The following is a 25,416-nucleotide window of genomic DNA, read 5'->3' on the forward strand; positions in this document are numbered from 1 at the left end:
AAAAGCAGTTCAAGATGAACTGCTTTTTCTATGATTGCAAATGAATACAATCAGATACAAATTAATGATTAAAAAGAAATTATTTCTTCTCGATTCCACCATCTAATTCGTCTTGTAATGTTTTTAGCTCATCCCACTTTTCATCGGCTGCAAGCTTTGCTTGTTTTGGCCAAGTGTCAGGTTTCATTGCACCGAATTTGCCATCAGCTTCATCAAGAATAGTCTGAATTGCAGGTACTTTTGCTTTAGCAACATCAGCGAAAGTAACAAGTCCAGCCGCTACTAATGCTTCTGCAGCTTTAGGTCCGATACCTTCAATTTTTGTTAAGTCATCTTTAGCAGTAGACTTTTTTGGTGCTGCAGGCTTCTTTTCTGCTTTCTCTTTAGCTGGCTTAGCTTTAGTCTCTGCGTCAGCATCTTTAGTAGCGGCTTTTGCTTTCTTTGCAGGAGCGCCTTTACCATTGATGTTCTGAATTTGAATTTGTGTAAAGTTCTGGCGGTGACCAGTACGTTTCTGGTGATGCTTACGACGTCTGAATTTAACGATCTCTACTTTCTTTGCACGACCATGTGCAATTACTTCAGCAACTACTTTAGCGCTAGCTATTGTAGGTGTTCCAACAGTGACATCATCACCATCAGCGATCATTAATACTTCTTCAAAATTTACTGTAGCGCCAACTTCTGCGTCTAAAGTTTCTACTTTAAGGACGTTTCCAGGCTCAACACGGTATTGTTTACCACCTGTTTTGATTACTGCGTACATTTTATTATTCCTTCGATACGAGTGTTAAAAAAGCAGCTAAAGCACCAATTAATTGTACTTTTGCTGTGGCGCGCGATTACACGTGAAAGCGCCTGTGTTGTCAAGGCTTCTGGGGAAATAATCCAATTTAATATTCAAAGAGTTATTTGTGTATTTATTAAATCATTTATCCAGAGATTTATTAACTAATCCGCTTGTCTTTTTGAGCTAAGATAATTGCAACAAAAGATACGGTCAAGTTTAGGATAAAATGTGAGAAAACTATTTCATTTCAACAGTATAAAATTTGCAGAAAAATACTTAGGGTTTCTATCTGAAGAAAAGCGATTAGAACTGTGGCCAGCATGGTGGATGATGCGTATTAAGGTAACATCGTTATCCGATAATTGGCGAAAGGTAAGGATTACATTACCACTAACATGGATTTCAAAAAATCATGGTGGTGGTATGTTTGGAGGCTATCAAGCTTCCTTGGCTGATCCAATCGCGCCATTGGCCTGTGCAAAAGTGTTTAGTGATTATCAAGTGTGGACTAGAAAGTTAACGGTTGATTTTCAACGTCCCGGAAATACAGATTTGGAATTGCGCTTTGATTTTCCGAGAGAACAAGAAGAACAGATTTTTAAAGAATTGCAAGAGCGAGGTCGCAGTAATCCCGTTTTTGAATACGGTCTGTATCTCAGTACAGGTGAGTTGTGTACCTTGGTTGAATGTGTAGTGGCAATTAGAAAGAGTGGTTATTTAAAGCAATGAACTAAAAGTATGTAAATTGAATATATAAAGTTTAGTGATGGTTGATATGTCTTTAATGAGTTGAATGACACCCCCCTACTTATAGGCACTTTTTTAGAAAATCACAAAAACTACCTATAAGTAGGGGGGTGACTAAATTAACTTATTTCAATTTTGGTTAATTGATTTATTTTGGAGCTTCTTGTGCTTCTGTTGCTTTGTTTTCAGGAGCAAGAATGACGCCTTTCACTTCATTGGGTGAAGGAATTTTATTTACTATATCATTGACTTTTGATGAAACCTGAGTCTCAACTGAATTCGCTTTAACTGGTTGATTTTGCGTATTTTGCGGTAACATTTCTTTAATAGGTTGCTGTAAAGTCTGTTGGTTTACGTTAGGGTTTGCTAAAGACCTCGGCGCAAAACGAGGTGGGGTTGGCATCATGGGTGCTCTTTGTTGAATTCCAGGAGCATATTGGTTGTTATTATAATTTCCTCTAGAGCTATAATTCCATGGGCGTTGTTGGTTGTTCCAGTTAAAATTTGGCATATTCCAGTTTGAGCCATTATTGTAGCCATTGTTATTGCCCCAATTCATATTTGGCATATTCCAGTTATTACCACCACCATTATTGCCCCAGTTCATGCTTGGCATATTCCAATTGCTGCCTGAATTATAACCATTTCCGTTTCCATTGCCCCAGTTCATAGAAGGCATATTCCAGCTCGATCCATTGTTATAACCGTTGCCGTTACCCCAGTTCATGCTCGGCATGTTCCAGTTAGAACCATTATTGTTATAGTAAGGGGCAGCAGAATTATTAGAAAAATAACGTGGGGGATTTGTAACGTTATTGGGTGATGCAAATGCAGAGCTTGTTAATAAAATGGAAAAGATCAGTGTTATTTTTTTCATGAGACGTCCTTATAAAATGTACAAAAATTAAAAGATATAAGTGAAAACCTAAGCGAATAGCCGATAGTCATATTTTTTTTTAAATTGATAGAGCTCGTATATAAATATTAGCATAAGAAAGAAGGACTAAAAATTTAGCCCTTCAATACTAGATTTATTTGGGTATCTATTTTTTTATTATTGCGCAGGAGCAACAGGGGCCTGTGGGTAGGCATATCCGCCATTGGGAGGCATGTAGCCATAAGGCGCTTGGTTATTATATCCGTATGGATTCATTCCATATCCACCGTTAGGCATTCCATAGCCACGATTATATCCGCCGTAATTACCGCCCCAGTTGTTTCCACCCCAATTATTATCGTCCCAGGAATCCATAAACTCTTCCATCCAATACATGGGGGTCCATTCTGGCCAGTCACTTTCATCCCAGTAAGGGCCGTTAGGTCCCATTTTCCACTCGCCATTATTGCCTCCAAAAAAATCTGAAGCATGTGTAGCTGGTGTTACTAAGAAACTTGCCATAAATAAGGTGGCTATTAGCATTAACTTTTTCATGATGATCTCCTTGTCTTAAAGTTATAAAAGTATTGTGCAATACAATTAGTATATATGTATATACTAATATAGAGATAGAAATCATGAGTTTTGTCAATAAAACAGGCATAATTCGCATTTTATTTTAACAGCGAATAATTATTAATGAATATCACGCGAGAAAATATTCCTATTATTACTATCGATGGTCCTGCAGGTTCAGGTAAAGGGACGATATCTCAATCAATCGCTACTCGATTAGGCTGGAATCTTCTGGATAGTGGGGCTTTGTACCGACTTGTAGGTTTGGCAGCGCATATAAAAGAGGTTGAATTAGATGATGATGAGGCACTAAGTCTTATAGCTCGTGACTTAGATGTAAGTTTCAAGCCTGGAGATAGCGGTATCGTAGATATTATTCTTGATAACAATACTGTCACAAATGACATTCGGACCGAAGAGGCGGGAGCTGCAGCCTCTAAAGTAGCAGCTGTTTCTGGTGTTAGAAAGGCCTTGCTTGAACGTCAAAGACAATTTCAAACGGAACCAGGTTTGGTTGCAGATGGAAGAGATATGGGTACGGTTGTTTTCCCCACGGCTAAAATTAAGATATTCCTTACTGCTAGCGCTGAAATTCGTGCAGAACGCCGTCTTAATCAGTTGAAACAACAAGGGATAAATGCTAACCTGCGCGGCTTGATTCGTGATATTGAAGAACGCGACGCCCGCGATACTAATCGTAAGGATGCGCCACTGATTCCTGCAGAAGATGCCATTATTATTGATACCAGTACTATGAGTATCGGTGAGGTTGTAAATACTGTGATGGAAGCGGTTGAAAAAGTCTACTAATTACACATCATATTTAATCAGAATTTTAAAAAATAGTGGTCCTTAAAAGCCCGATAGAAAACAGAAGTAACTATCTTTATGTATCGCTATTTAATGAACACCTTATGTCTATCAATACTGATTGGCGAAGGTTTAATTTAACCGTTTAGTATGGGTTTACTAACGTATATATAGGTTTTATACCATGAGTGAAAGTTTTGCGGAGTTATTTGAAGAAAGTCTAACGTATATCGAGATGACCCCTGGGTCTTTGATTACTGCAACTATCGTTGACGTAACTCCAGATTTTGTAACAGTAAGTGCAGGCCTTAAGTCAGAAGGCGTAATCCCAGCAGAGCAATTTAAAAACGAAGCAGGCGAATTGGTTGCTGAAGTTGGCGATGTTGTTGAAGTTGCACTAGAAAGTGTTGAAGATGGATTTGGTGAAACCAAATTATCTCGCGAGAAAGCCCGTCGCCTACGCGCTTGGGAAATTCTTGACGAAGCACTAACAAACGATGAAATTATTACAGGTGTGATTACTGGCAAAGTTAAAGGTGGTTTCACCGTTGAACTTGGCGATATTCGTGCCTTCCTTCCTGGTTCATTAGTTGATGTACGTCCAGTACGTGATACAGCTTACCTAGAAGGCAAAGAACTAGAATTCAAACTTATCAAACTTGACCAGAAGCGTAACAACGTTGTTGTTTCTCGTCGTGCAGTTGTTGAAGATGAATACAGTGTTGAACGTGAAGCACTTCTTGAAAGCATTGAAGAAGGTAAGCAAATCAAAGGTGTTGTTAAGAACCTTACTGATTACGGCGCGTTCATTGATCTTGGTGGCATTGACGGTTTACTTCATATCACTGACATGGCTTGGAAGCGTGTTAAGCACCCTTCTGAAGTTCTTGAAATCGGTTCTGAAATCGACGTATTGGTTCTTAAGTTCGACAAAGAAAAGAGCCGCGTATCACTGGGTCTTAAGCAAATGGGTGATGATCCATGGCAAGATCTTGTACGTCGTTACCCTGTTAACACTGTTCTTACAGGTAAAGTTAGCAATCTAACAGACTACGGTTGTTTCGTTGAAATTGAAGATGGTGTTGAAGGTCTTGTTCACGTATCTGAAATGGATTGGACAAACAAGAATGTTAACCCAGCTAAAGTTGTAACACTTGGCGATGAAGTTGAAGTAATGATCCTTGAGATTGATGCTGATCGTCGTCGTATCTCTCTTGGTATGAAGCAATGTAAAGCGAATCCTTGGGATGAGTTTGCTAAGACTGCAACTAAAGGCGAGAAAGTAAAAGGTGTTATCAAGTCAATTACTGACTTCGGTATCTTTATCGGTCTTGATGGCGGAATTGATGGCTTGGTTCACTTGTCTGATATCTCTTGGAATGTTCCTGGTGAAGAAGCAGTACGTGATTATAAGAAAGGCGATGAAGTTGAAGCGACTATTCTTGCGATTGATCCTGAGCGTGAGCGTATTTCTCTTGGTGTTAAGCAGATGGATCAAGATCCATTCTCACTATTTGTTGCAGCTAACGAGAAGGGCAGTATCGTAAAAGGAACTGTTACTGAAGTTACTCCTAAGATGGTTAAGATTGATCTTGGCGAAAACATCGAAGGCGTATTACGTGCATCAGAAATTTCACGTGATCGTATCGAAGATGCATCTACAGTAATGAGTGTTGGTGATGCAGTAGAAGCTAAGTTCATGGGTGTTGATCGTAAGACTCGTGCAATTAATCTTTCTATCAAAGCTAAAGACTACGCTGAAGAAGCAGAAGTAATGAAAGAGTACAGTTCAGCTTCAGCTACAACAGGTACTTTAGGTGATATCTTTAAAGAGCAGTTGGATAAGTAAACTTTAATATTTAAGTTTATTTATTAAACGTCACACAGAAGCCGATTATGTTTATACATAATCGGCTTTTTTTATGTAAATTCAGTTGCTTATTAAATTTTGTCGACTATTATGTAAGTCATAATTAATAATAAAATAACATTTTCTGTCTATTAATAGATCGTCTGAAATGCAGGGAGAGCATAAATGACCAAATCAGAAATTATAAATATACTTGCGAGAAAACAGAGTCACTTAAGTAGTAAAGATATAGAACTATCAGTAAAGATTTTATTGGACCAGATTAGCGATACTTTAACCAGTGGTGAAAGAATCGAGATACGAGGTTTTGGTAGTTTTTCATTACATCATAGAACGGCGAGAAAAGGGCGTAATCCAAAAACAGGAGAACAAGTTCAATTATCACCAAAGCATGTGCCACATTTTAAACCGGGCAAAGAAATGCGTGAACGTGTTAATGAAAACAAAGATAATTTTCCTATTCAAGATTAGTTCAATGACTTAAAGTGATTTTTCACTTTAAGTTTTTTTGCATTTAAAAACTGCAACCTACAGATCGGATATATAAATGGTAGAGATACTCTTCTTACTACTTCCGCTTGCTTTTTATTCGGGCTGGAGAGCAGCGCGTAAAAGCTTGCAAAGTAATCAAAAAAAAAAGCACAACTATCTGATAGTTTCGTAAAAGGTGTTAATCACTTATTGAGTGAAGAGCCAGACAAGGCGCTGGAAGTTTTCCTCAATTACCCTGATATCGATGAATACACCGCTGAAACATTTCAACTACTAGGTAATTTGTTTCGAGATCGAGGCGAAGTCGATAGAGCTTTGCGCGTTCATCAAAACGTGATTGCTCGTTCTAATTTAAATGCCAAGCAAAAACAGAAAGCCATGTACGCTTTAGGGCAGGACTTCTTCGCTGCCGGTATGCTGGATAGATCAGAAAGTGTCTTTCAAGAGCTACTTGAAAGTAACGTAAAGTGGATATCAAAATCTGATATATGTTCATCTCTCAGAACTATCTATGAGCAAACACAAGAGTGGCAAAAAGCCGTCGAGGCTACGGATTGTGTTAAGCAAAATACCAAAAAATCTGACGATTCAAATAATCTTATAAATAACGATAGTCTGATTTCACATTATTACTGTGAATTAGCTGATCAGGCACTTAGAGAAGGAAATCTGCATGAGGTAGATGGTTATATTGCCAAAGCTAAAAAGGCTTATAAATCATCAACACGTTTGATGACCCTACAAGGTGATGTAGCACTTCATCAAAAGCAATATAAACAAGCTTTGAAGCATTATTTGAAAGCAGTCCAGGAGGACAGTCGCTTATTAAACATGCTGTCTACAAAAATTGAAGAAACGGCAAATCAAACAGGAGATATGCCTTTTGTTCAGGATTCACTATTAAAGTTGTTCAAAAAGCATAAAGATAAGGCTATTTTTGAAGTAATACTCTCGCTGTCGACTAAATATGAATTAACGACCGATGTTGATACTTTGATTGCTGATACCTTGCCAACAGAGAAGCTTAATATTGAGTCGATCTATAGAGCAACAGAATATATCAATGCCAGAAAAGGGGAGTTTCAACCTGAAAAAGGAATGCTTCTGGTCAATCAATCGTTAGGAAATTATCTTAAAGGATCTCCTGCGTTCCGTTGTGAACATTGCGGCTATAAGATGCATGATTATTTATGGCGTTGTCCAGCCTGTCACCATTGGGATACAGTAGAGCATGCTTAACGTTTAGCTCTATAATAAATTTTAACTTAATTAGATAATCACCTAAAAAATGCCTATAAGTAGGGGGGTGACTTTCTTTATAATTACAAATATATAAACACTACTTTGAGAATGCGTCATGCCTAATAAGCTATCTAGTAAATTAATAATCGCCCTTGATTTCCCAAATAAGAAACAAGCCATACAGTTTATCAAACCGCTTTCACCAGAGAATTGTAAACTTAAAGTGGGTTTCGAACTATTTGTTGCGGCAGGTCCGGACTTTGTAAAACACTTGGTCGATAAAGGTTTTGATGTTTTTCTTGACCTGAAATTTCATGATATTCCCAACACGGTTGCATCAGCTTGCAGAAGTGCAGCAGATTTGGGTGTGTGGATGATGAATGTACATGCCAGTGGCGGACAAAAGATGATGCTTGCAGCGAAACAGGCGCTTGAAGAAACAGATTCAAATGCCAAGCTGATTGCAGTAACGGTTTTGACCTCAATGGATAAAGAGCAGTTGGCAAGCACGAATATTACTTTATCTCCGGAAGAGCAAGTAAAGCATTTAGCCAGGTTAACCAAGGCTTCTACTTTGGATGGGATTGTTTGTTCGGCGAGAGAAGCAAAAATGCTTAGAGAGACGTTGGGACCAGATTTTTTGTTGGTAACACCTGGAATAAGACCCACAGGTTCAGATCAGGGAGATCAGCATCGTGTGATGACTCCTGCGGATGCAAATGCTGATGGTGTTAGTTATATAGTAGTTGGCAGACCGATAACTCAATCAGACAATCCGTTAGCGGTGATTGATCAAATAAATCTGGATATGCAATGAGATAGTTGAGAAAAATTATAAAATAATTGAAAAGAGATTACTCTAGCTCTCGATGTTGAACAATCACAGCATCTTTATAAATAGTTTCAAAATGCCTAGCCAGCTTTTCTATTAAGTACACCGATCTATGGTGACCACCCGTACAACCAATAGAGATAGTTAAATAGGCTCTTTGACTGGAAATGATTCTAGGTATCCACTTTTCGATAAAATACTTCAGGTCATTTTCCATTTCATTGACGATGTCATGAGATGATAACCAATCAGAAACTTCTGTTTCTAAGCCAGTATGTGTGCGTAATTCAGGTATCCAGTAGGGATTAGGTAGGCAGCGAACATCAAATAAATAATCAGAATCTCTTGGTGTGCCATGCTTAAATCCAAAAGACTGAAACATTAGCGATAATGATTGTTGTTTTGTATTGCAAACTCTTGAGGTTATTTTTGACGCCAGTTCGTAAATATTGGTTGTGCTGGTATCGATTTGAATATCAGCTATTTCTCTTATAGGTGCAATCAAATCATATTCTTTAAGTATTGCTTCTCTGAGTGTTGTTTCTGAGTTACTTAAGGGATGTTTTCTGCGAGTTTCGTCATAACGTTTGATCAGAACTGATTTGCCGGCATACAAATAAATCACATCTGTTCTAAATCTTTTCTTTAATTTTGCCACCATTTCTGGCAATTTTTTTAGGTATTTTTTTCCACTACGTATATCTACACCAATGGCAATTTTTTGATGCTTTAACAGACGATCTGTTTCAAATACGTTTTCAAATAACTCAAGTGGAAGATTATCGATGCAATAGTAACCCTGGTCTTCAAGTGTATGAAGTACTTGTGTTTTTCCTGCTCCGGACATTCCACTTGCTATAATAATATGCATTACGCGTTCTCTAAATTAAAAAACTTATCAAAATACTGTGCGACTAATTCTGCATTTTCTGACTTTAACATCGAGTCTAGTTCTTTATCTTTAAGAAGTTTTCTGTAGTAGTCAGAAAGCATTGCTGAACATTCTTTTTGCTGCTTGTTAGGGACTAAAATGGCTAAAAAGAGTTTAATGTCTTTTTTGTCAGCACTATTTAGACTTAATCCTTGTTTAACAACTAATAGCGCTGCTCTAGGATTGGTTATTTCTACATGCGCTCTTGGGAGAGCTATGCCGTTACCGATATATGTATCACCTAATTTTTCGCGTGATACCAGTGCATCAAAAATTTGATTTTTAGTAACTTCTTTTTGACCTTTTTCAAGTAACTCGGTTAAAGCATCGAATACACACTTCTTGCTTTCAATTTTTTTTACGAAGGCGACTCTCTCGGGTACTAAAAGTGGAAGTCTTTGGTTATCTGTCATGCACTATTAATCCCTATGAGATTTTATATTTATTGAGGCTTGTTAATCTTTGATATTACAGAATATTTTATAGTGATTCTATTACAATAGAATGAAACGGGTTATTGTTTTTAAATTTTGAAGAATATCGATTATTTTTATAATTCAAAATGCCCCTTATAATTTCTATAAGAGGCATTTGTTAAAGCGTTGTTTTAAAATGAATTGAAGCTGTTAGATCTAAAGCTTCAAGCGAACTGATCCATAACTATGTTTCTATGGTTTCCTTCATTTCTATGATGACTTCGTATCTTTTCTTTATGCTTAAGAATCTGACGGTCTAGTTTGTCAGCGAGTGAGTCGATTGCTGCGTACATATCCTGTTCATCAGCATCTGCAAATATATGATTACCACTTACATTTATAGAGGCCTCAGCCTTATTGTGGTGTTTTTGAACTTCTAAGATGACATGAATGCTGAGAACTTGATCAAAATGACGCTTTAAGCGTGTTACTTTTTCCCGTATATAGTTATTAAGTAATGGGGTTACGTCAATGTGATGACCAGTAATATCTAATTGCATATTTTTCACTCCTATCATTGAGGTTGTTGCGATTCTTAACCTGAAAGCCCTTTCAGTAGATCGCTGTGTGAAGCTATTGATACTTGTACTATCTTTTATTTAAATAGTTGAACTCCTATGCGAAAGCTTTACGATCGTGAGAAGAAGGTATCGATTGTGCTTCACGATATTTTGCGACAGTACGTCGCGCTACATTGATTCCTTGCTCATTGAGCAAGTTCGTCAATTTGTTGTCACTCAGCGGTTTCTTTGGATCTTCCTTGGCAATTAGGCTTTTAATCATTGCCCGTATTGCGGTCGCTGAGCATTCTCCGCCTGCATCAGTGCTGACGTGGCTGGAGAAAAAGAATTTGAATTCGTATACGCCTCTGGGAGTGTGCATATATTTACGTGTGGTTACGCGAGAAACAGTAGATTCGTGTATGCCTAATTGATCGGCTAAATCACTCAATACCATGGGTTTCATGGCTTCTTCGCCATACTGAAGAAATGGAAGTTGGTTTTCGATAATGGCATGTGCCACATTTAGAATAGTGCTGTTACGATTCTCAAGACTATTGATAAACCATTTAGCTTGTTGCAGGTTGTCTTTAATATACTTATTAGTTTCCTGACTACTTGCGGTTTTTTGTGTTGGTTCTTTCAGCATATCTTCGTAGTAGCTATTAACTTTTAACTCCGTTTTAGTGCTTCCGTTCAGTGAAATTTTCCACTTACCATTTATTTTTTTTACATATACATCTGGAACAATATAATCGGTCGAAGAATCATTAAAGAGTTTGCCCGGTTTAGGATCTAATTTACGGATCAGATGTATTAGGTTTTCTAGTACTGTATCCGTTACTCTTAAATTTCTTTTAATACCTGTATAATCTCTTTTTTCCAGCAAGTCCAGATTTTTCTCTAATAAGCGTTTCGCTTTTTTGAACAATGCGTGGTCAGAATATTCATGTTCTAACTGCAAAACAAGACATTCTCCCAGAGATCGTGCAGCAATTCCAGAAGGTGAAAGATGTTGAACATAGGTTAACACTGCTTCAACTTCATCAAATTCGACAAGTAATATATCTTCTAGTGTTTCATGTATTTGTTCAAGCGGTTCGGTCAGGTAGCCGTCATCATCTAAGTAATCTATGATCAATTTGGCGATTTCTTTATCTTGAAAACTTAAGTTACCCATCTCTACTTGCCACATTAGATGTTCTGTGAGGCCTTGTTCAGATGAGTGCATCGTTTCGATAAAGTCAGAGGTGCTATTCGAGCTGCCGTTTTCAGAATTAGATGTTTTCCATTCGGGATCGTAGATATCATCCCAATCGGCGTCTATTTTCATATCTTCAGGGATATGTTCTTCTTTAGCGTTTGTGCCTTCTAATTCGGTATTTGTTGTGGGTTTTTCTTCAATCGGTTGAGAGTCTTCGGTTCTTTCAAGAAGGGGATTTGTATCGAGTACTTCCTGAATTTCTTGTTCGAGTTCTGTAGATGAGAGCTGCAAAAGTTTAATTGCTTGTTGCAATTGAGGGGTCATGGACAAAGACTGTCCAAGTTTTATATTTAAACCCTGTTTTATCATTTTGTAATTTCTGAATGCTCTTTTTTATTGTGAATAAATTGTAGCACGTGTTGAAAATAATTGAAAAAAAAATGATTAATGGTACGGATATTGCATATCTATTATTAGCTTTTTAGATTTAGGCAAATATGAATTGATTTATAATTTAAAATCCTCTCCTAAATAGATTTCACGCACTTGTTTATTATTTAAAATATCTTCGGCGGATCCATCTGCAAGAATGTCTCCATTACCCAAAACATAAGCACGATCACAGATACCTAGTGTTTCTCTTACATTATGATCTGTAATCAAAACACCAATTCCTCTTGCTTTGAGATGAGAAATAATCTTCTGGATTTCAATCACTGATACTGGGTCTACGCCAGCAAATGGTTCATCTAAAAGAATAAATGAAGGCTCTGTAGCTAGTGCTCTGGCAATTTCTACGCGTCTGCGTTCGCCACCAGAAAGGCTAATTCCTAAGCTATCTCGCAAATGTGTTATCTGAAATTCTTCTAAAAGGTTTTCTAGTTTGTCGCGACGTTCGATTTTATTGAGGTCGCTTCTGGTTTCAAGAATGGCAAAAATATTATCGGCGACACTGAGTTTTCTAAAAATACTTGCTTCCTGAGCAAGGTAGCCAATGCCTTGGCGAGCCCTTAAATGCATAGTGAGCTTGGTGAGATCTACGGTTTCTGGTTTTGTGTTTGATTCTGAGTCTGGTGAAGGCGTAGATTGAATAAAGACGCTGCCTTTATCAATAGCTACTAATCCTATCACCATATAAAAGCAGGTCGTTTTTCCTGCTCCATTAGGACCCAGTAAACCAACCACTTCAGCACTGTTTATTTCTAGTGATATGCCTTTTAAAATGACGCGCTTACCATAACTTTTATGTAAGTCTTTTGCGATTAGAACACTCAATGGTTTACCTATTACCTATCATAAAAGTTATTATTAAAACTGTTATCTGAAGTCTTAAAAAGCCTATTTAGTTTTATTAGTAGGGTAGAAAATAGCTTTGACTCGTCCTTTACCAGGAGCATTTTTATCGCCTGCTTTTAATTCGCCATTGCGGGTTGAGTATTCGATATGGTTGCTAGTGAATTGGTCATTGTTTTGAGAAATACTGGCATTTCCATCAAGCACAATACGCTTTTCTTTTACCTGATAAATGACTCTATTAGCCTTACCTTTTGCTAATTTACCATCATCCATTTTTTGTTGAAAACTTACGGGTGAGCCATTAGCGGTAATTCTACTGATTTCATTGTTCACCGCATTTATTTCAATTCGAGATGCTCTAATATCAAGCGTACCTTGAACTATAGTCACATTTCCTTCGTACACAGCCAGGCCTTTAGCTTTATTAAATAAAACGCTGTCTGCATTTATGTGGACGGGTTTTTCTATATCATCTTTAAGCGCATGACTAGGGGAAACAACCAGTGTTGACAGTGCAATGGCTGCAATAAAAAACCAAGCAGTTTTGTTGAGTTTATTTACTAGGGATAAATATGGCTTGTACATTTTTATGAATCCTTAATTCTTCTTCATCGAGTTTGGTGTTAAAACCTACGCCTTTAATAATTCCATTTACAGAAGTCAGGGTAATTTCCTCTTCTGAAGAAAGCTCTCTAATCAGAGGATTATAAGTCAAATTTCGGGTTAGCAATTCAAAACTTTTTGTGACTTCTTTACTGTCTTTAACGGCAACCACTTCACCATCAAGATTTATAGGGCCATCCTTTTTAATTTGCTCGGCTTTTTTAGCGGTTAAGGTTATGACTTCTCCATCTGTATCTTTGGCCTTTAGCAGAGGTGAGAAAATTTGACTCGCTCCTGTTGATTGTTGATGAACTAAATGTTCACCTTTTATCAAATAATGCATATTGCCATTTGGATAAGTATTTAAAACGGTAAAATCACTTAGGTAATAATCGATAAGTTTTTCATTTTTCGATATCGAAAAACCTTTGAAAGTAAGCCATGTAGAATTTAACCAGGTAAACCCCAGCGCAATCACCGTCGCTATAATCAAAAAGAGTAACCCACTACGATTCATTTAAAGGCTCTTGTCAGTATTTTTATCAACATGGTCTATGGATCTGATTATTTAACTGCGAATATAACTTTGAAGAATATCATCTAGTTTACCTTGTGCATCAAGAATGAATTCGCACGCTTCGCGTCCAGCGCCACGTCCTCCATTAATGGTGCAAATTAGATCCGAGTTTTCTTTAACAAACCAGTGTGCATCAGCCACAGCTATGGATAATCCAACCTGGCTCATAATCGGCAGGTCAATGACATCGTCACCTATGAAAGCAATATTCTCTTTATCCAGCTTTGTTTTTTCTAACAGCTCGTAAAAGGCCGGTACTTTATCTCGATAACCTTGATATATATATTCGGGTGGAATTTTTAAATTATTAGCACGATGCATGACGAGTTCAGACTTTCTGCCAGTTATTATTGCTACATTCACACCGTTATCTAAAAGTAATCTAATGCCGTGACCATCTTTAGAATTAAACGCTTTGTATTCCTGACCCTGATTATCAAAGAATAAGCTGCTATCGGTTAATACCCCATCTATATCAAAAATGAGCAGTTTGATTTTTTTGGCTTTTTCTCTTAGTGCTTGATTGTCATTATTTAATAATTCACTCATTTATACGATTCCAGCTTTTAGTAAGTCATGCATGTGTACGATACCTTGAATTTTTCCATTATCATCAGTAACCGGTAAAATTGTAATTTCCTTATCTTGCATCAGGTTTAACACGTTCACAGCAAGCTCATCACTTTGAGTCGTAATGCAATCTTTGTGTGCAATTTCACCGATGCTAACCTTTTTCAAGTCGATACCTTCTTCAAAGGCTCTACGTAAATCGCCGTCGGTAAAAATACCTAACAAGTTATTATCATTATCGCTGACTAAAGTAGCACCTAGCTTTTTACTGGTCATTTCTAAAATAGCGTTACTCAATGTCGTTTCTGGTAAGCAGATTGGTGTGGCTTCACCGTCTTGCATGATATCTCTAACATGAACCAGTAATCGTTTACCTAAGCGACCACCAGGATGAGACCTTGCAAAATCATCAGGGGTAAATCCTCTTGCTTGCAACAATGCAACTGCTAGAGCATCACCCATAACTAAGGTAACTGTAGTACTTGAGGTAGGGGCTAATCCCATCGGACATGCTTCTTTTTCTACCGCAATGTCTAAATGAAAATCTGAAATTTTAGCCAGAGGCGAATTTATGTCACCTGACATGCCAATAACCATAGCGCCTAATCGTTTAACCACCGTCGCTAACATGACTACTTCTTCAGTGGTCCCAGAATTTGAAATTGCTACGACTACATCTTCCGCAGTAATCATACCCAAATCACCATGTAGCGCTTCACCGGGATGCACAAAGAATGCAGGGGTTCCGGTACTAGCCAGAGTTGCAGCTATTTTATTGCTGATATGTCCGGATTTTCCCATGCCAGAAATAATCACGCGTCCTTTACAGGCCAGGATTGCTTCGCAGGTATTTACAAAATTTTCATCGAGTCGGTGTTTTAAGGCCTCGACGGCTTCTATCTCTGCGCTAATGACAGCTTGAGCTAATCCGATAAAATCTCTTGTGTTGTTATTTTTCATATTGCTCATATTACTTTTGTGACTTGATGTTGAAAATCGTAGATCCGTTAACAGTGTTTTATACGTTTTATCAGATAGAGCATCAGTGTTAGTTACAGTACTTTATTTTATGTACTTTAAACGATTTTAACGTATAGATTAGTATAAAAATGACCATTTTAAAGAAGCTGATTAAAATGTGTGCTACTGAATAGTCTTAAAGTAAAGTAAGGCTTCGTAAGCAATAAACGCTAGAAAAAGCACTAAACCATTCAATTTAGTAATTTTGTAACGGGCATTTTTGAAACAGCCATAACTAAACAACAACAAAACGACAGTTAATCCTAACATTACCCAAATATCTCTATCCAATACACCTTCTGGTATTTCCAGTGGTTGTATCAAAGCAGGGATAGGTAAAACAGCTAATGTATTAAATAGATTTGATCCTACTATATTTCCTACCGCGAGATCAGTTTCACCTTTACGAGCACTGCTTATGGTCGCAGCTAATTCAGGTAAACTTGTTCCAATAGCCACTATCGTTAGTCCTATAACCAAATCAGTAATGCCCATGATACTGGCAATACTCGAAGCGCCCCAAACGAGTAATTTAGAACTGACTAAAAGAAGTAAAAGTCCTACTATGGTCCAGATGATGGCCTGTTTAAAGGGCATTGCTTCGGGTAATTCTCCGAGAGTTTCATCAATTAAAGGGTCATGAGTGTGCCTGTCTCTTCTGGCTGACGATATCATCCAGTAAAGAATTCCGGCCATCGCACAAACAAGAATCACACTGTCCATGCGCGAGAAATAGTTATCCAGCATTAACAACCAGGCAAGAATTGCAGAAGCCAAAACTAGCGGTATTTCTTTCTTCAATAAGCGCGAATGTACTGGTAGTACGAAGAACATCGCGGTCACACCAAGCACTAGCGTAATGTTAGTGATATTAGAACCAATTGCGTTACCAATACCCAAGCCAGGATTGCCTTGTAAAGCCGCTGCCGCTGATACCAGCATTTCGGGTGCTGAAGTACCAAGACCAATGATTAACATGCCAACAATAAGTGGAGAAATACCCATCGTTCTGGCGATATTAGAAGCACCATCGATAAAACGATCTGCACTCCATATCAATAGAAATAGCCCGAAAATGATAGCGGCAACAAAAGTTAACATAAATTGATTTAGTCTTGGAAAAACGAGGGATTATACAGACTTTATTCAATCCGGATAATAGAGTTAAAGATTATAAAAAATATTAAATAACAAAACTATTATGACCTGAAAAGTGATTCCAGCAGTATGCAAAAAAATGCCTACTAAAGTAGGGGGGTGTCATTTTCTTTGGTGGCGTTATAATAAAACACAGTATTTATTAAAAGACGCTTTCGCACGATGAATAATCACAATCCACATAATAACAATAAAGGTTATTTTGAAATAGCACGAGAGTCTTCTACTCTTTCCTTCGATGAATTTTCAGAAAAATATTACCAGACTGAAACACCCGTAATAATCGAAAATATAGGAGAAAACTGGTCAGCTATTAATCGTTGGAATGAAGCGTATATTCGTGAAAAGCTAGCGCAAGATTCAACGGCGAAAGCCGCTTCGCTATGGTACTGGATGGAAAAAGGTACTCTTGAGGAGGATTATCAAACACCGGAAATTATTGAGCAGCTGCTAGCTTCGGATGATGTTTTTCCACGCAATGAATTAATGCGAATCTGGGCGCACCCTCAGGGCAATGTTTCCAGTTGGCATTATGATGCCAATATGGTGAATGTTTTTAATGTGCAGATGACGGGTAAAAAAGAATGGTTTTTAGTTTCGCCTGATACGCCATTAGATTGTTATCCATTCACTAGCTTTGCGATCATGGACGATAATGACGAGAAGATATTCAACAAGAAAAGTTACACCCATCTGATTTTGAATCAGGGTGATATGCTCTTTATCCCACCTTTATGGTTTCATAAAGTGATATCGCTAGAAAAAGAAAACCTGAATTTGAACTGGATTTTTACTAAAAGAAAAACTGACGTTGTTAGTTCGACATTGAAGCGAGAATTAGACCGGTATTCTCTGCAATCTTATCTATCGAATCACCGATATCAGTGGGTGCAAAACAGTTTTGCCAATATTAATCAGAATATTCCAGGGTATCTTCGCTGGAAATGGCGATACCCAGAAATGATAGAAACGCCAGTTTTACCTAAATCATTCGGATTGATGCGACTTACGCTAAGAGAAATAGCATTATTGGGTAAAGTTGCATTGCACGCCAATAAAATCAAGCCATATATTCAAAGCATTCGCTCCATAAAAAAATTAAAAAGTTAATACCAGTATGTATTTTATACCCCAATAAGCACAATTTTTGACCATCGTTAAATGTCAATTAAGAATCACAAGAAATTACAAGACATATAGTGAATATTAATAATTGCCAAAAACCGACTAAAAGTAGGGGGGTGTCTTTTAAAGTTAATTTTTTTCATTTACCCTGTATTAAAAGCTGTATTTTATGATATAAATATAAAATAACATTTTTTAATAGTTATCATAATAAATTATCATGCTATAAGTTCGACCAAATTTTAACTAGGGAGAAGTTGATGAATATTTTGGCCTTTGGTCCAAATGGAAGTGGTAAAGGCACGCAAGGTGCTATTGTTAAAGATAAGTATGGACTTGATCATATTGAATCTGGTGCCATTTTTCGCGAGCATATTAAAGGTGGGACCGAACTCGGACTCAAAGCGAAAGAATATATCAATGAGGGAAATCTAGTCCCTGATGAAATAACAATTCCAATGGTGTTGGAAACTCTAGCCAAGTCAAAAGATAAAGGTTGGCTGCTTGATGGATTTCCACGTTCACTTGCGCAAGCAGAAGCGTTAGATAAAGCCTTAAAAGAATCAGGAATGAAGCTGGATGTCGTCATCGAAATCGTACTTGATCGAGAAATAGCCAAAGAACGCATTATGGGTCGACGTTTATGCGCTAATGATAATAATCACCCAAATCACATTGCCTTTGAAGCTATTCGACCTGTAGAAAAAGACGGTAAATTAGTTTGTCGCGTCTGTGGTGGAGAACTTTCTGCCAGAGCGGATGATCAGGATGAAGATGCAATTAATAAACGTCATAATATCTACTATGATGATAATACAGGCACTATGGCGGCCGTTAATTACTTCAAAACTAACGGCAATGCAAAGATAATATCCATTGACGGTTCCAAAGGCATCAAAGAAATTTCAGAAGAGATTATTAGTCAGCTTCCTTAATAATCTTTAAAAACCTTTGGATACATCTAAAACCTGAATATTTTAAAAAATATTCAGGTTTTTTTTTGACGAAATATTTAATGTTTTGCATTAAAACATAACCCTTAGGAAATAGCCTGAAAGTAGGGGGGTGACATTTCTAACTAATTAGTTATAGATATCTTTTTATCCTTGAGCTAATCGATTTAGAGGCATACAATCCGCACCCATTATTAATGCTCCCTAATATAGTGATGGACTGATGAAAATTGAAGCTCTGTTTCCTTTTCTGGCTTGGTTTAAACTCCTAAATAAAGAAACTTTTAAAGCCGACATCATTGCAGGCCTGACGGGAGCGGTCATTGTACTGCCTCAGGGTGTAGCGTTCGCTACCATTGCAGGTCTTCCTCCAGAATATGGTTTATATACGGCAATGGTTACACCCATCGTTGCTGCATTATTTGGCTCTTCGTTTCATTTGGTTTCGGGGCCTACCACAGCAATATCCATTGTCATTTTTTCAGCGGTTAGCCACCATGCAGAACCAGGAACTCCTGAATTTGTTTCGATGGCGTTAACACTTACCTTTCTTGCCGGTGTGTATCAGTTAAGTTTTGGTTTAGCACGCTTGGGAGCGCTTGCTAATTTCGTCTCTCATACCGTTGTCATTGGATTTACTGCGGGTGCTGCAATCCTGATTGCTACCAGTCAGATGAAAAATATCACCGGAATTCATGTACCCAAGGGAGAGTCCTTTATTCACACCTGGGTAGATCTCGCTGTAGGTTTTACTCAAACGAATATTTACCTGGTAATAATTGCTTTAGCAACGATGATTGCAGCACTGGGCATCAAAAAATTAATTCCTCGGTCACCCTATTTGTTAATAGGAATGATTGTTGGGAGTCTGTTAGCGTTATTTTTTGGTAAGTTTACTGACGATATAAAGCTGGTAGGAGAGATCCCTCGACACTTGCCTCCTATGTCAATGCCAAACATTTCCTTTGACGCGGTTCAGCTATTAGCTTCAGAGGCATTTGCAGTTGCTTTACTAGGTTTAATCGAAGCGGTATCAATAAGTAGAGCTATTTCTACCAAGTCAGATCAACGTATAGACTCTAATCAGGAGTTTATCGGACAAGGAATGTCCAATATGGTAGGTAGCTTTTTCTCTAGTTATGCGGGGTCTGGTTCCTTTACACGATCTGGTATTAACTATGAAGCGGGTGCTAGAACGCCATTATCTGCAATTTTTGCTGCTTTATTCCTGGTTGTGATTGTTTTGTTAGTTGCACCGTTAACGGCTTATTTGCCGATCGCATCGATGGGTGGGGTAATATTACTGGTTGCCTATAACCTGATTGATATACCGCATATAAAACAAACGCTAACATTTAGTAAATCAGAATCATCGGTATTAATTACCACGTTCCTTGCTACGTTGTTTCTTGAGCTTGAATTCGCTATTTATTTAGGTGTGTTGTTATCGCTAGTTTTGTTTTTGGCGAAAACCTCAACACCTAAAATACCTGTGCTTTCGATTGATGATGGACCAAAAAACACACATCGTAAGTTTATTGATATACGCGAAAAACCAATCTCAGAGTGTCCACAACTGAAGATTATTCGCATAGATATGTCGATTTATTTTGGTTCGGTAAATCATATCCAGAAAAAATTCGCCAAAATTTCTGACACTGAAAATATTAATCACATACTGATAGAAGCCAGTGGTATTAACTTTATCGATTTAGCGGGTTCTGAAATGCTAGTGGCTGAAAATAAGCGATTGGTTAAACAAGGTGGTGGTTTATATTTCGTCGGCATGAAGCCTGGTGTTTATGCAGATGCTGCCAAATCTCACTTCATTAAAATGATCGGAAACGATCACTTTTTTGACTCTAAATCTCAAGCCATCAGACTTATCAAGAAAAGACTGGATGACAATAAATGCGAAAGATGCGAAGTCAAAATATTTAATGAATGTAGTAACTAAACGAATCGAATCAATGCTTAACTAGTAGAAAAAGACAGGTCAGAAAGATGCAACGAGATGAAATTCTAACAACATTAAAAACCATGGCTGAAGAAGGTAGTACGCCCGCTGAGATGTTACGTTATCTGGTTTTCAATGAAGAGATAGAGCAACAATTAGAATGGATGAAATTGTTCTCTGAAGCGTTTGATGTAACCTTGGGTGAAGTGACTGCATTAAGCGCCTGGTGGCACGATGATAGCGCGGAACTAAACGACAATGACATCAATGCTTATATCGCACCTTTGATAAAATAGTTGGCTAGAATTAAAAAGGTTTTAATTTATTGTTTGTTTTTTGTATCTGTGATTTATGCATGAATCTATAAAATACAATCCGTAAGAAGTGATTAAGACTTCAGCTTTTTATCTACAACGTTTTTCATTGCAATCAGTAAACCCATCACCAAAAATGCACCTGGCGGTAATATAGCCAATAAGAAACCCTGATATTCTTCAAAGGGTTTGATGTACCAATCCTTGGCAATATCGCCGAACATCAGTGATGCATCGGCAAATAAGGTGCCACTGCCTAATATTTCACGTATCGCGCCTAAAGCAATCAATACCAGCGTGAAACCTAATCCCATCATAAAACCATCAAGTGCGGCACGTTTAATAGTGTTTTTAGAGGCAAATGCTTCTGCACGTCCAATAATTAAACAGTTAGTAACGATCAAAGGAATAAATATGCCTAGCACGCTATGAAGCTCTGGGGTGATAGCATTCATGCTCAAATCAATCACGGTCACGATGGAAGCAATCACTAAAACATAATAAGGAATGCGAATTTCTTTGCGTACCCAGTTACGTGTAAAAGCGATAATGATATTGGAAACGGTTAAGGTGATAATCGTTGCGATTCCAAGGCCTAAGCCATTGATCAAATTACCCGTTACTGCAAGTAGTGGGCATAGACCTAATAATTGCACTAGTCCCGGATTATTATGCCAAAGACCATCCATAGTGATCTTCCTGCGCTCACTATTATTCCAGGCTGTTCCCTTTGGGGGTAGAGCATCGTCCAGGTCTAAACCAGTATCAGTGGGTGAAGTGGCAGACATTATTCAGATTCCTTTAATTTTTTATTGGTTTTTAATTTATCTTTATTCTTTTGTTTGATCTGTTGTTTAGTCAGTTTCTCAGGTTTTAACATAAACAAACCATCCATATTTTCTTGAGCATAGAGTAAGGTTGATCTGGCAGCATTGACGATAGCTCGTGGAGTGATAGTAGCGCCTGTAAACTGATCAAAATCACCACCATCCTTCTTTACCTGCCAATGTTCAATGTCAGGATTGCCTATGGATTTACCATTAAAACCTAGTACCCAATCAGTCTTGCGGATTTCCATTTTATCGCCAAGGCCAGGTGTTTCATGGTGTTTTACCACGCGAAGTCCTTTCACTGATTTATCGTTGGCATTGATACCCAGTAATAAAGTGATAGCCCCACTGTAACCTTTCAATGTAGTTACTTCAAAAATAGCCGTAACTGGGTTGCCTTGCATGGTTGCGAGATAGACGGGTGTTGCATGACTAAAACCGCTTTCAGTAGGCTCAATGATGATTTTGCTGTTTGCCAAATCATTGTCATACGAACTTTCAGGTGCGATTTGGTTTAACGCTTTCAATAGCATCTTTGCCTGATTTTCTTCAATTTTATGCTTGGTTAGACTATTTGTCGTCGCAACGAGAACAACGCTAATGAAAGCAAAAAACGCTAGCGAAGCACCAGCCTTTTTCATGGCTTCGTAATGCTTTTTCACTGTTTTACCCTGCTCAAGGCTTTATATCCTTGTGTCATGATTTTTTATCCTGTTTGCGTTGTGTTGCACCAGAAGAAAAGAATGACGGTTTATGACCAAATACACGGGGTTGGGTATAGTAATCAATCATTGGTACTGCCATATTCATAATCAGAACGGCAAATGCAATTGCATCTGGATAATTACCCCAAACGCGAATGATATAGATAAAGAAGCCGATGCTGGCGCCGTAAATTAATTTACCTATTGGAGTGGTACTTGCGGATACAGGATCTGTTGCGATAAAAAAAGCACCAAGAATCGTTGCGCCGCTGGTGATGTGGAACAGAGGGCTCGCAAAGCTGTCGCCAGAAAAAATATAAAAAACGGCGGAAATAAAACCTAAAGTTCCAAGTAATGCGGCTGGTATCTGCCATTGAATTACTTTTTTGTAGAGTAACCAGATACCACCTAGGATGAAAGCAAGGCTGCTCCATATCCAGGTATTCTGTGAAAAGGTCTGTAGATATGTTGAGCCTTCAAGCACTTTGCCATAGTCCGTACCCGCTCTAAGTCCTGTTTTTACTTCATCGAGTGGAGTCGCCATGGTAATCGCATCCCAAGCGGGCTTTTGATCACCAAAGATGAAACCCAGTTGTTCGACCAAGCCAAAGTCATATGCGCCTAAGCCCTCGAAAGTACGGGGGTGTATCCATTGACTCATTTCAAAAGGAAAAGAAACGATAAGTACCGCAAAACCCACCATGGCGGGATTAAATGGATTGTATCCCAAACCGCCATATAGGTGCTTAGCCACAATTATGGCAAAGAAAACCCCAACAAAAATAATCCACCAGGGCACTAATGGCGGCAATGTTAGTGCGAATAACCATGCCGTGACAATTGCGCTTAGATCACTTAGAAATGGTAGTAATGGACGTTTGCGTATGATCAAGGCGAATATTTCTAGAGACACCGCAAAAACAATCGAAATGATTACATTAAGAAATATCCCTGCACCAAAGAAGTACATCAATGTAAGTGTGCCGGGAATTAATGCAATTAACACCTGTAACATCACACTATTGATGTTTTGAGAGCTGTTAAAAAACGGCGATGTTTTGGTTTTGAACTTCATTATCTATTGAGCTTCTTCTGTATTAGCTTTGGTGTTGGTCTTGCTGCTAGTTTCTTTGGTTTTAGCATCGCTCTGTTCTGATTCAGTGCGTGCCTGTTTTTTCGCTTTGGCTCTTTCCATGGCCGCTTTTATCGCATCGGCTTTTGGTGAGGAACTTTGTTCGCCATTTGCACCATTGGGTTTAGCGGCCGCTTTTTTCTCTTGCAGCGCGGCTTTGTGAGCAGCACGTTTCTCATCTCTTTCACGCTTATCTCTTTCTTTTCGATAGAGTAAGAATTCATGACGCTGTCGTGATAAATCGGCTTTTTCCAGGGCAACTTTCTGTTCGCGAATTTCACTTTTACCAAACCTGAAATAGTCCACGAGCGGAATATGGCTTGGGCACACATAGCTGCAACAGCCACAATCGATGCAATCTCTGAGGCTATGATCTTCTGCTTTCTCGAAATCTTTAGCGCGGATATGCCAGTACAGTTGTTGCGGTAGCAATTTAACCGGACATACTTCCATGCACTTACCACAACGGATGCATGGCAGAGTTGGCTGATTTGAAAAAGCCGGATTTGATTCACGCAACGATGTCGCTGATATAAACAGTGCACAGTTAGTAGCTTTGATTACTGGTACATCATCATCCGGTATGGCAAAACCCATCATGGGACCACCCATAATCAAATTTTCCGCCATTTTGGTATATCCGCCAGCTTGTTGTGCCAGATGACTAAATGGTGTACCTATTAATACTTCGAAGTTTTGTGGGTGTTGAATGCCATTACCAGTAACAGTAATAATACGTGATAATAAAGGCTCGCCCAGATAGATTGCTTTGTAGATGCTATAAGTTGTGCCCACATTCGAACACATCAACCCTAGCTCAATCGGTAGGCCACCTGATCTGACTTCTTTGCCTGTGAGTATTTCGATTAACTGTTTTTCGCCACCGCTTGGATAAATGGTAGGAATAGCGATAACTTCTATATCTGAAAAATCAGCGGTTGCTGCACGCATGGCAGCAATGGCTTCGGGTTTATTATCTTCAATCGCAATCTGGCAATTTTCAGGTTTAATTAACGTTTGTATTACCTGAATGCCTTTCACAATATCAGCACTACGGTCCTGCATTAAACGATCATCGCAAGTGATATAGGGTTCGCATTCAGCGCCATTGATTATCAATGTTTTGATTTTATTTTTATTCTGCTGGCTCGCGCCCGCTAACTTAACCGCCGTTGGAAAAACTGCACCACCTAGGCCGACAATGCCTGCTTGTTCAATTCGGTCTAATAACTCAGAATAATCAGCATTCGCTGGATCTTCAATAGGCGTTAGCTTGTAATCTCCCCAGTCATCTTTTCCATCAGTGTCGATAACCGCACATATCTCTGTAAGACCAGATGGGTGCGGGATAGAGTGCTCACCAATAAAGCTTATTTTGCCAGAAGTAGGCGCATGGATAGCGGCACTAATAAAATCGGATTTTTCTGCAATTAATTGACCTTTTTTTACCTTATCTCCAACGCTAACTACCAGCTCGGCAGTTTTACCAATGTGTTGGTGGATAGGAACAATTAATCTCTCTGGTATGCCCGCAAATTCAATCGGTTTCTGATTCGAATCTTTTTTATGAAAAGGTGGATGTACACCACCATGAAACTTATATAGTTTAATGTTCTGTGATAACCGCAGAGCAGTAGTTGATGGGTTTGTAGAAAGAGAAGCATTCATCTTTATGCTGCTCCTCTTTTTGACTCATTGTTAGAGTCACTTGATTCGGTTACATTTTTTGTATTTACAGAATCTGTTTTATTTTCTGCTGCAGTACTTTGTGTATCATTAGATGGCTTGGTTTTTACCTCGACTGATGACTCTTTAATTGGCGTCTCAATG

The 25,416-nt window shown here is 38.3% G+C and carries 27 protein-coding genes and 1 pseudogene; 10 read left to right on the forward strand and 18 right to left on the reverse strand.

What is annotated here, in order from left to right:
• Positions 1–79 precede the first annotated feature (79 nt).
• The gene (locus Q1A31_RS06040) at positions 80–481 is read right to left on the reverse strand and encodes a helix-hairpin-helix domain-containing protein (RefSeq protein WP_299874073.1); all 402 of its coding nucleotides are present in this window, start codon (positions 479–481) and stop codon (positions 80–82) included.
• A pseudogene (gene rplU / locus Q1A31_RS06045) lies at positions 473–766 on the reverse strand (50S ribosomal protein L21); the annotation flags it as partial. The gene Q1A31_RS06040 and the pseudogene rplU, both read right to left, overlap by 9 nt.
• 252 nt (positions 767–1,018) lie before the next feature.
• On the opposite strand from rplU, the gene Q1A31_RS06050 reads away from it, so the two are divergent.
• The gene (locus tag Q1A31_RS06050; protein ID WP_299873798.1) at positions 1,019–1,519 is read left to right on the forward strand and encodes a PaaI family thioesterase; all 501 of its coding nucleotides are present in this window, start codon (positions 1,019–1,021) and stop codon (positions 1,517–1,519) included.
• 166 nt (positions 1,520–1,685) lie between these two features.
• Here the strand turns inward: Q1A31_RS06050 and Q1A31_RS06055 are convergent, their stop codons facing one another.
• On the reverse strand, positions 1,686–2,414 hold the full coding sequence (locus Q1A31_RS06055) for a hypothetical protein (RefSeq protein WP_299873801.1): 729 nt from the start codon (positions 2,412–2,414) through the stop codon (positions 1,686–1,688).
• A 177-nt stretch (positions 2,415–2,591) separates the two neighbouring features.
• Positions 2,592–2,969, reverse strand: a complete 378-nt coding sequence (locus Q1A31_RS06060) for a hypothetical protein (RefSeq protein WP_299873804.1) — start codon at positions 2,967–2,969, stop codon at positions 2,592–2,594.
• Between the two features lie 144 nt (positions 2,970–3,113).
• Here Q1A31_RS06060 and cmk point away from each other — a divergent pair, with 144 nt between their 5' ends.
• The 5 genes from cmk to pyrF all read left to right on the forward strand — a co-directional run bounded on the left by cmk (position 3,114) and on the right by pyrF (position 8,221).
• The gene (gene cmk / locus Q1A31_RS06065) at positions 3,114–3,800 is read left to right on the forward strand and encodes a (d)CMP kinase (RefSeq protein ID WP_299873807.1); all 687 of its coding nucleotides are present in this window, start codon (positions 3,114–3,116) and stop codon (positions 3,798–3,800) included.
• A 184-nt stretch (positions 3,801–3,984) separates the two neighbouring features.
• Positions 3,985–5,649 carry a 30S ribosomal protein S1 gene (gene rpsA, locus Q1A31_RS06070; RefSeq protein ID WP_299873810.1) on the forward strand — a complete coding sequence of 555 codons (1,665 nt, stop codon included), beginning with the start codon at positions 3,985–3,987 and terminating at the stop codon, positions 5,647–5,649.
• Positions 5,650–5,835: 186 nt separating this feature from the next.
• Positions 5,836–6,141, forward strand: coding sequence for an integration host factor subunit beta (locus tag Q1A31_RS06075; RefSeq protein ID WP_299873813.1), 306 nt, complete (start codon positions 5,836–5,838; stop codon positions 6,139–6,141).
• A 210-nt stretch (positions 6,142–6,351) separates the two neighbouring features.
• On the forward strand, positions 6,352–7,401 hold the full coding sequence (locus tag Q1A31_RS06080; protein WP_299873816.1) for a hypothetical protein: 1,050 nt from the start codon (positions 6,352–6,354) through the stop codon (positions 7,399–7,401).
• Positions 7,402–7,519: 118 nt separating this feature from the next.
• On the forward strand, positions 7,520–8,221 hold the full coding sequence (gene pyrF, locus Q1A31_RS06085; protein WP_299873818.1) for an orotidine-5'-phosphate decarboxylase: 702 nt from the start codon (positions 7,520–7,522) through the stop codon (positions 8,219–8,221).
• A gap of 37 nt (positions 8,222–8,258) precedes the next feature.
• Here the strand turns inward: pyrF and rapZ are convergent, their stop codons facing one another.
• From rapZ to Q1A31_RS06135, 10 genes are all read right to left on the reverse strand, one after another.
• The gene (gene rapZ / locus Q1A31_RS06090; protein ID WP_299873821.1) at positions 8,259–9,107 is read right to left on the reverse strand and encodes an RNase adapter RapZ; all 849 of its coding nucleotides are present in this window, start codon (positions 9,105–9,107) and stop codon (positions 8,259–8,261) included.
• The gene (locus Q1A31_RS06095; RefSeq protein ID WP_299873824.1) at positions 9,107–9,580 is read right to left on the reverse strand and encodes a PTS sugar transporter subunit IIA; all 474 of its coding nucleotides are present in this window, start codon (positions 9,578–9,580) and stop codon (positions 9,107–9,109) included. Before Q1A31_RS06095 ends, rapZ begins: the two co-directional genes overlap by 1 nt.
• Before the next feature lie 227 nt (positions 9,581–9,807).
• Complete coding sequence (raiA, locus tag Q1A31_RS06100) at positions 9,808–10,143, reverse strand: ribosome-associated translation inhibitor RaiA (protein WP_299873827.1); 336 nt, start codon at positions 10,141–10,143, stop codon at positions 9,808–9,810.
• A gap of 115 nt (positions 10,144–10,258) precedes the next feature.
• Positions 10,259–11,716, reverse strand: coding sequence for an RNA polymerase factor sigma-54 (locus tag Q1A31_RS06105; RefSeq protein WP_299873830.1), 1,458 nt, complete (start codon positions 11,714–11,716; stop codon positions 10,259–10,261).
• Positions 11,717–11,854: 138 nt separating this feature from the next.
• Complete coding sequence (lptB, locus tag Q1A31_RS06110) at positions 11,855–12,622, reverse strand: LPS export ABC transporter ATP-binding protein (protein ID WP_299873833.1); 768 nt, start codon at positions 12,620–12,622, stop codon at positions 11,855–11,857.
• 63 nt (positions 12,623–12,685) lie between these two features.
• The gene (gene lptA / locus Q1A31_RS06115; RefSeq protein ID WP_299873835.1) at positions 12,686–13,228 is read right to left on the reverse strand and encodes a lipopolysaccharide transport periplasmic protein LptA; all 543 of its coding nucleotides are present in this window, start codon (positions 13,226–13,228) and stop codon (positions 12,686–12,688) included.
• Positions 13,197–13,739 (reverse strand): LPS export ABC transporter periplasmic protein LptC, encoded by a 543-nt coding sequence (lptC, locus tag Q1A31_RS06120; protein ID WP_299873839.1) that lies wholly within the window; start codon positions 13,737–13,739, stop codon positions 13,197–13,199. The genes lptA and lptC overlap by 32 nt, the downstream gene beginning before the upstream one ends.
• A 75-nt stretch (positions 13,740–13,814) precedes the next feature.
• Positions 13,815–14,372: a 3-deoxy-manno-octulosonate-8-phosphatase KdsC gene (gene kdsC, locus Q1A31_RS06125; protein ID WP_299873842.1), complete on the reverse strand. Its 558-nt coding sequence runs from the start codon at positions 14,370–14,372 to the stop codon at positions 13,815–13,817.
• Positions 14,373–15,353: an SIS domain-containing protein gene (locus Q1A31_RS06130; RefSeq protein WP_299873845.1), complete on the reverse strand. Its 981-nt coding sequence runs from the start codon at positions 15,351–15,353 to the stop codon at positions 14,373–14,375.
• A gap of 183 nt (positions 15,354–15,536) precedes the next feature.
• Positions 15,537–16,514 carry a calcium/sodium antiporter gene (locus Q1A31_RS06135; protein ID WP_299873848.1) on the reverse strand — a complete coding sequence of 326 codons (978 nt, stop codon included), beginning with the start codon at positions 16,512–16,514 and terminating at the stop codon, positions 15,537–15,539.
• A 219-nt stretch (positions 16,515–16,733) separates the two neighbouring features.
• Between Q1A31_RS06135 and Q1A31_RS06140 the strand changes: the two genes are divergently transcribed.
• The 4 genes from Q1A31_RS06140 to Q1A31_RS06155 all read left to right on the forward strand — a co-directional run bounded on the left by Q1A31_RS06140 (position 16,734) and on the right by Q1A31_RS06155 (position 20,902).
• Positions 16,734–17,681, forward strand: coding sequence for a cupin-like domain-containing protein (locus Q1A31_RS06140; RefSeq protein ID WP_299873853.1), 948 nt, complete (start codon positions 16,734–16,736; stop codon positions 17,679–17,681).
• Positions 17,682–17,956: 275 nt separating this feature from the next.
• Positions 17,957–18,631, forward strand: coding sequence for an adenylate kinase (locus Q1A31_RS06145; RefSeq protein WP_299873856.1), 675 nt, complete (start codon positions 17,957–17,959; stop codon positions 18,629–18,631).
• Between the two features lie 241 nt (positions 18,632–18,872).
• Positions 18,873–20,606, forward strand: coding sequence for a SulP family inorganic anion transporter (locus Q1A31_RS06150; protein WP_299873859.1), 1,734 nt, complete (start codon positions 18,873–18,875; stop codon positions 20,604–20,606).
• A gap of 47 nt (positions 20,607–20,653) precedes the next feature.
• On the forward strand, positions 20,654–20,902 hold the full coding sequence (locus Q1A31_RS06155; protein WP_299873861.1) for a hypothetical protein: 249 nt from the start codon (positions 20,654–20,656) through the stop codon (positions 20,900–20,902).
• Positions 20,903–20,994: 92 nt separating this feature from the next.
• Here Q1A31_RS06155 and Q1A31_RS06160 read toward each other — a convergent pair whose 3' ends face one another.
• The 4 genes from Q1A31_RS06160 to rsxC are packed head-to-tail and all read right to left on the reverse strand — an operon-like array spanning position 20,995 to position 25,254.
• Positions 20,995–21,708 (reverse strand): electron transport complex subunit E, encoded by a 714-nt coding sequence (locus tag Q1A31_RS06160; protein ID WP_299873863.1) that lies wholly within the window; start codon positions 21,706–21,708, stop codon positions 20,995–20,997.
• Positions 21,708–22,412: an electron transport complex subunit RsxG gene (rsxG, locus tag Q1A31_RS06165; RefSeq protein WP_299873865.1), complete on the reverse strand. Its 705-nt coding sequence runs from the start codon at positions 22,410–22,412 to the stop codon at positions 21,708–21,710. The genes Q1A31_RS06160 and rsxG overlap by 1 nt, the downstream gene beginning before the upstream one ends.
• Before the next feature lie 34 nt (positions 22,413–22,446).
• A complete protein-coding gene (gene rsxD / locus Q1A31_RS06170; protein WP_299873868.1) occupies positions 22,447–23,529 on the reverse strand; it encodes an electron transport complex subunit RsxD in 1,083 nt (360 codons plus the stop codon).
• Between the two features lie 3 nt (positions 23,530–23,532).
• Positions 23,533–25,254 carry an electron transport complex subunit RsxC gene (rsxC, locus tag Q1A31_RS06175; protein WP_299873871.1) on the reverse strand — a complete coding sequence of 574 codons (1,722 nt, stop codon included), beginning with the start codon at positions 25,252–25,254 and terminating at the stop codon, positions 23,533–23,535.
• Positions 25,255–25,416: the final 162 nt, after the last annotated feature.

This window comes from uncultured Cocleimonas sp. (assembly GCF_947495625.1).
In the GTDB taxonomy this organism is placed as follows: domain Bacteria; phylum Pseudomonadota; class Gammaproteobacteria; order Thiotrichales; family Thiotrichaceae; genus Cocleimonas.

Bases quoted from the DNA above. Each gene is read 5' to 3' on its own strand.
- Q1A31_RS06105 (WP_299873830.1), bottom strand. From the start codon at position 11,716: ATGATAAAACAGGGTTTAAATATAAAACTTGGACAGTCTTTGTCCATG.
- Q1A31_RS06055 (WP_299873801.1), bottom strand. From the start codon at position 2,414: ATGAAAAAAATAACACTGATCTTTTCCATTTTATTAACAAGCTCTGCA.
- Q1A31_RS06140 (WP_299873853.1), top strand. From the start codon at position 16,734: ATGAATAATCACAATCCACATAATAACAATAAAGGTTATTTTGAAATA.
- rsxD (WP_299873868.1), bottom strand. From the start codon at position 23,529: ATGAAGTTCAAAACCAAAACATCGCCGTTTTTTAACAGCTCTCAAAAC.
- Q1A31_RS06130 (WP_299873845.1), bottom strand. From the start codon at position 15,353: ATGAAAAATAACAACACAAGAGATTTTATCGGATTAGCTCAAGCTGTC.
- Q1A31_RS06095 (WP_299873824.1), bottom strand. From the start codon at position 9,580: ATGACAGATAACCAAAGACTTCCACTTTTAGTACCCGAGAGAGTCGCC.
- lptA (WP_299873835.1), bottom strand. From the start codon at position 13,228: ATGTACAAGCCATATTTATCCCTAGTAAATAAACTCAACAAAACTGCT.
- Q1A31_RS06160 (WP_299873863.1), bottom strand. From the start codon at position 21,708: ATGTCTGCCACTTCACCCACTGATACTGGTTTAGACCTGGACGATGCT.
- rpsA (WP_299873810.1), top strand. From the start codon at position 3,985: ATGAGTGAAAGTTTTGCGGAGTTATTTGAAGAAAGTCTAACGTATATC.
- Q1A31_RS06075 (WP_299873813.1), top strand. From the start codon at position 5,836: ATGACCAAATCAGAAATTATAAATATACTTGCGAGAAAACAGAGTCAC.
- Q1A31_RS06150 (WP_299873859.1), top strand. From the start codon at position 18,873: ATGAAAATTGAAGCTCTGTTTCCTTTTCTGGCTTGGTTTAAACTCCTA.
- Q1A31_RS06155 (WP_299873861.1), top strand. From the start codon at position 20,654: ATGCAACGAGATGAAATTCTAACAACATTAAAAACCATGGCTGAAGAA.
- rsxC (WP_299873871.1), bottom strand. From the start codon at position 25,254: ATGAATGCTTCTCTTTCTACAAACCCATCAACTACTGCTCTGCGGTTA.
- kdsC (WP_299873842.1), bottom strand. From the start codon at position 14,372: ATGAGTGAATTATTAAATAATGACAATCAAGCACTAAGAGAAAAAGCC.
- Q1A31_RS06060 (WP_299873804.1), bottom strand. From the start codon at position 2,969: ATGAAAAAGTTAATGCTAATAGCCACCTTATTTATGGCAAGTTTCTTA.
- pyrF (WP_299873818.1), top strand. From the start codon at position 7,520: ATGCCTAATAAGCTATCTAGTAAATTAATAATCGCCCTTGATTTCCCA.
- Q1A31_RS06145 (WP_299873856.1), top strand. From the start codon at position 17,957: ATGAATATTTTGGCCTTTGGTCCAAATGGAAGTGGTAAAGGCACGCAA.
- rapZ (WP_299873821.1), bottom strand. From the start codon at position 9,107: ATGCATATTATTATAGCAAGTGGAATGTCCGGAGCAGGAAAAACACAA.
- Q1A31_RS06135 (WP_299873848.1), bottom strand. From the start codon at position 16,514: ATGTTAACTTTTGTTGCCGCTATCATTTTCGGGCTATTTCTATTGATA.
- cmk (WP_299873807.1), top strand. From the start codon at position 3,114: ATGAATATCACGCGAGAAAATATTCCTATTATTACTATCGATGGTCCT.
- raiA (WP_299873827.1), bottom strand. From the start codon at position 10,143: ATGCAATTAGATATTACTGGTCATCACATTGACGTAACCCCATTACTT.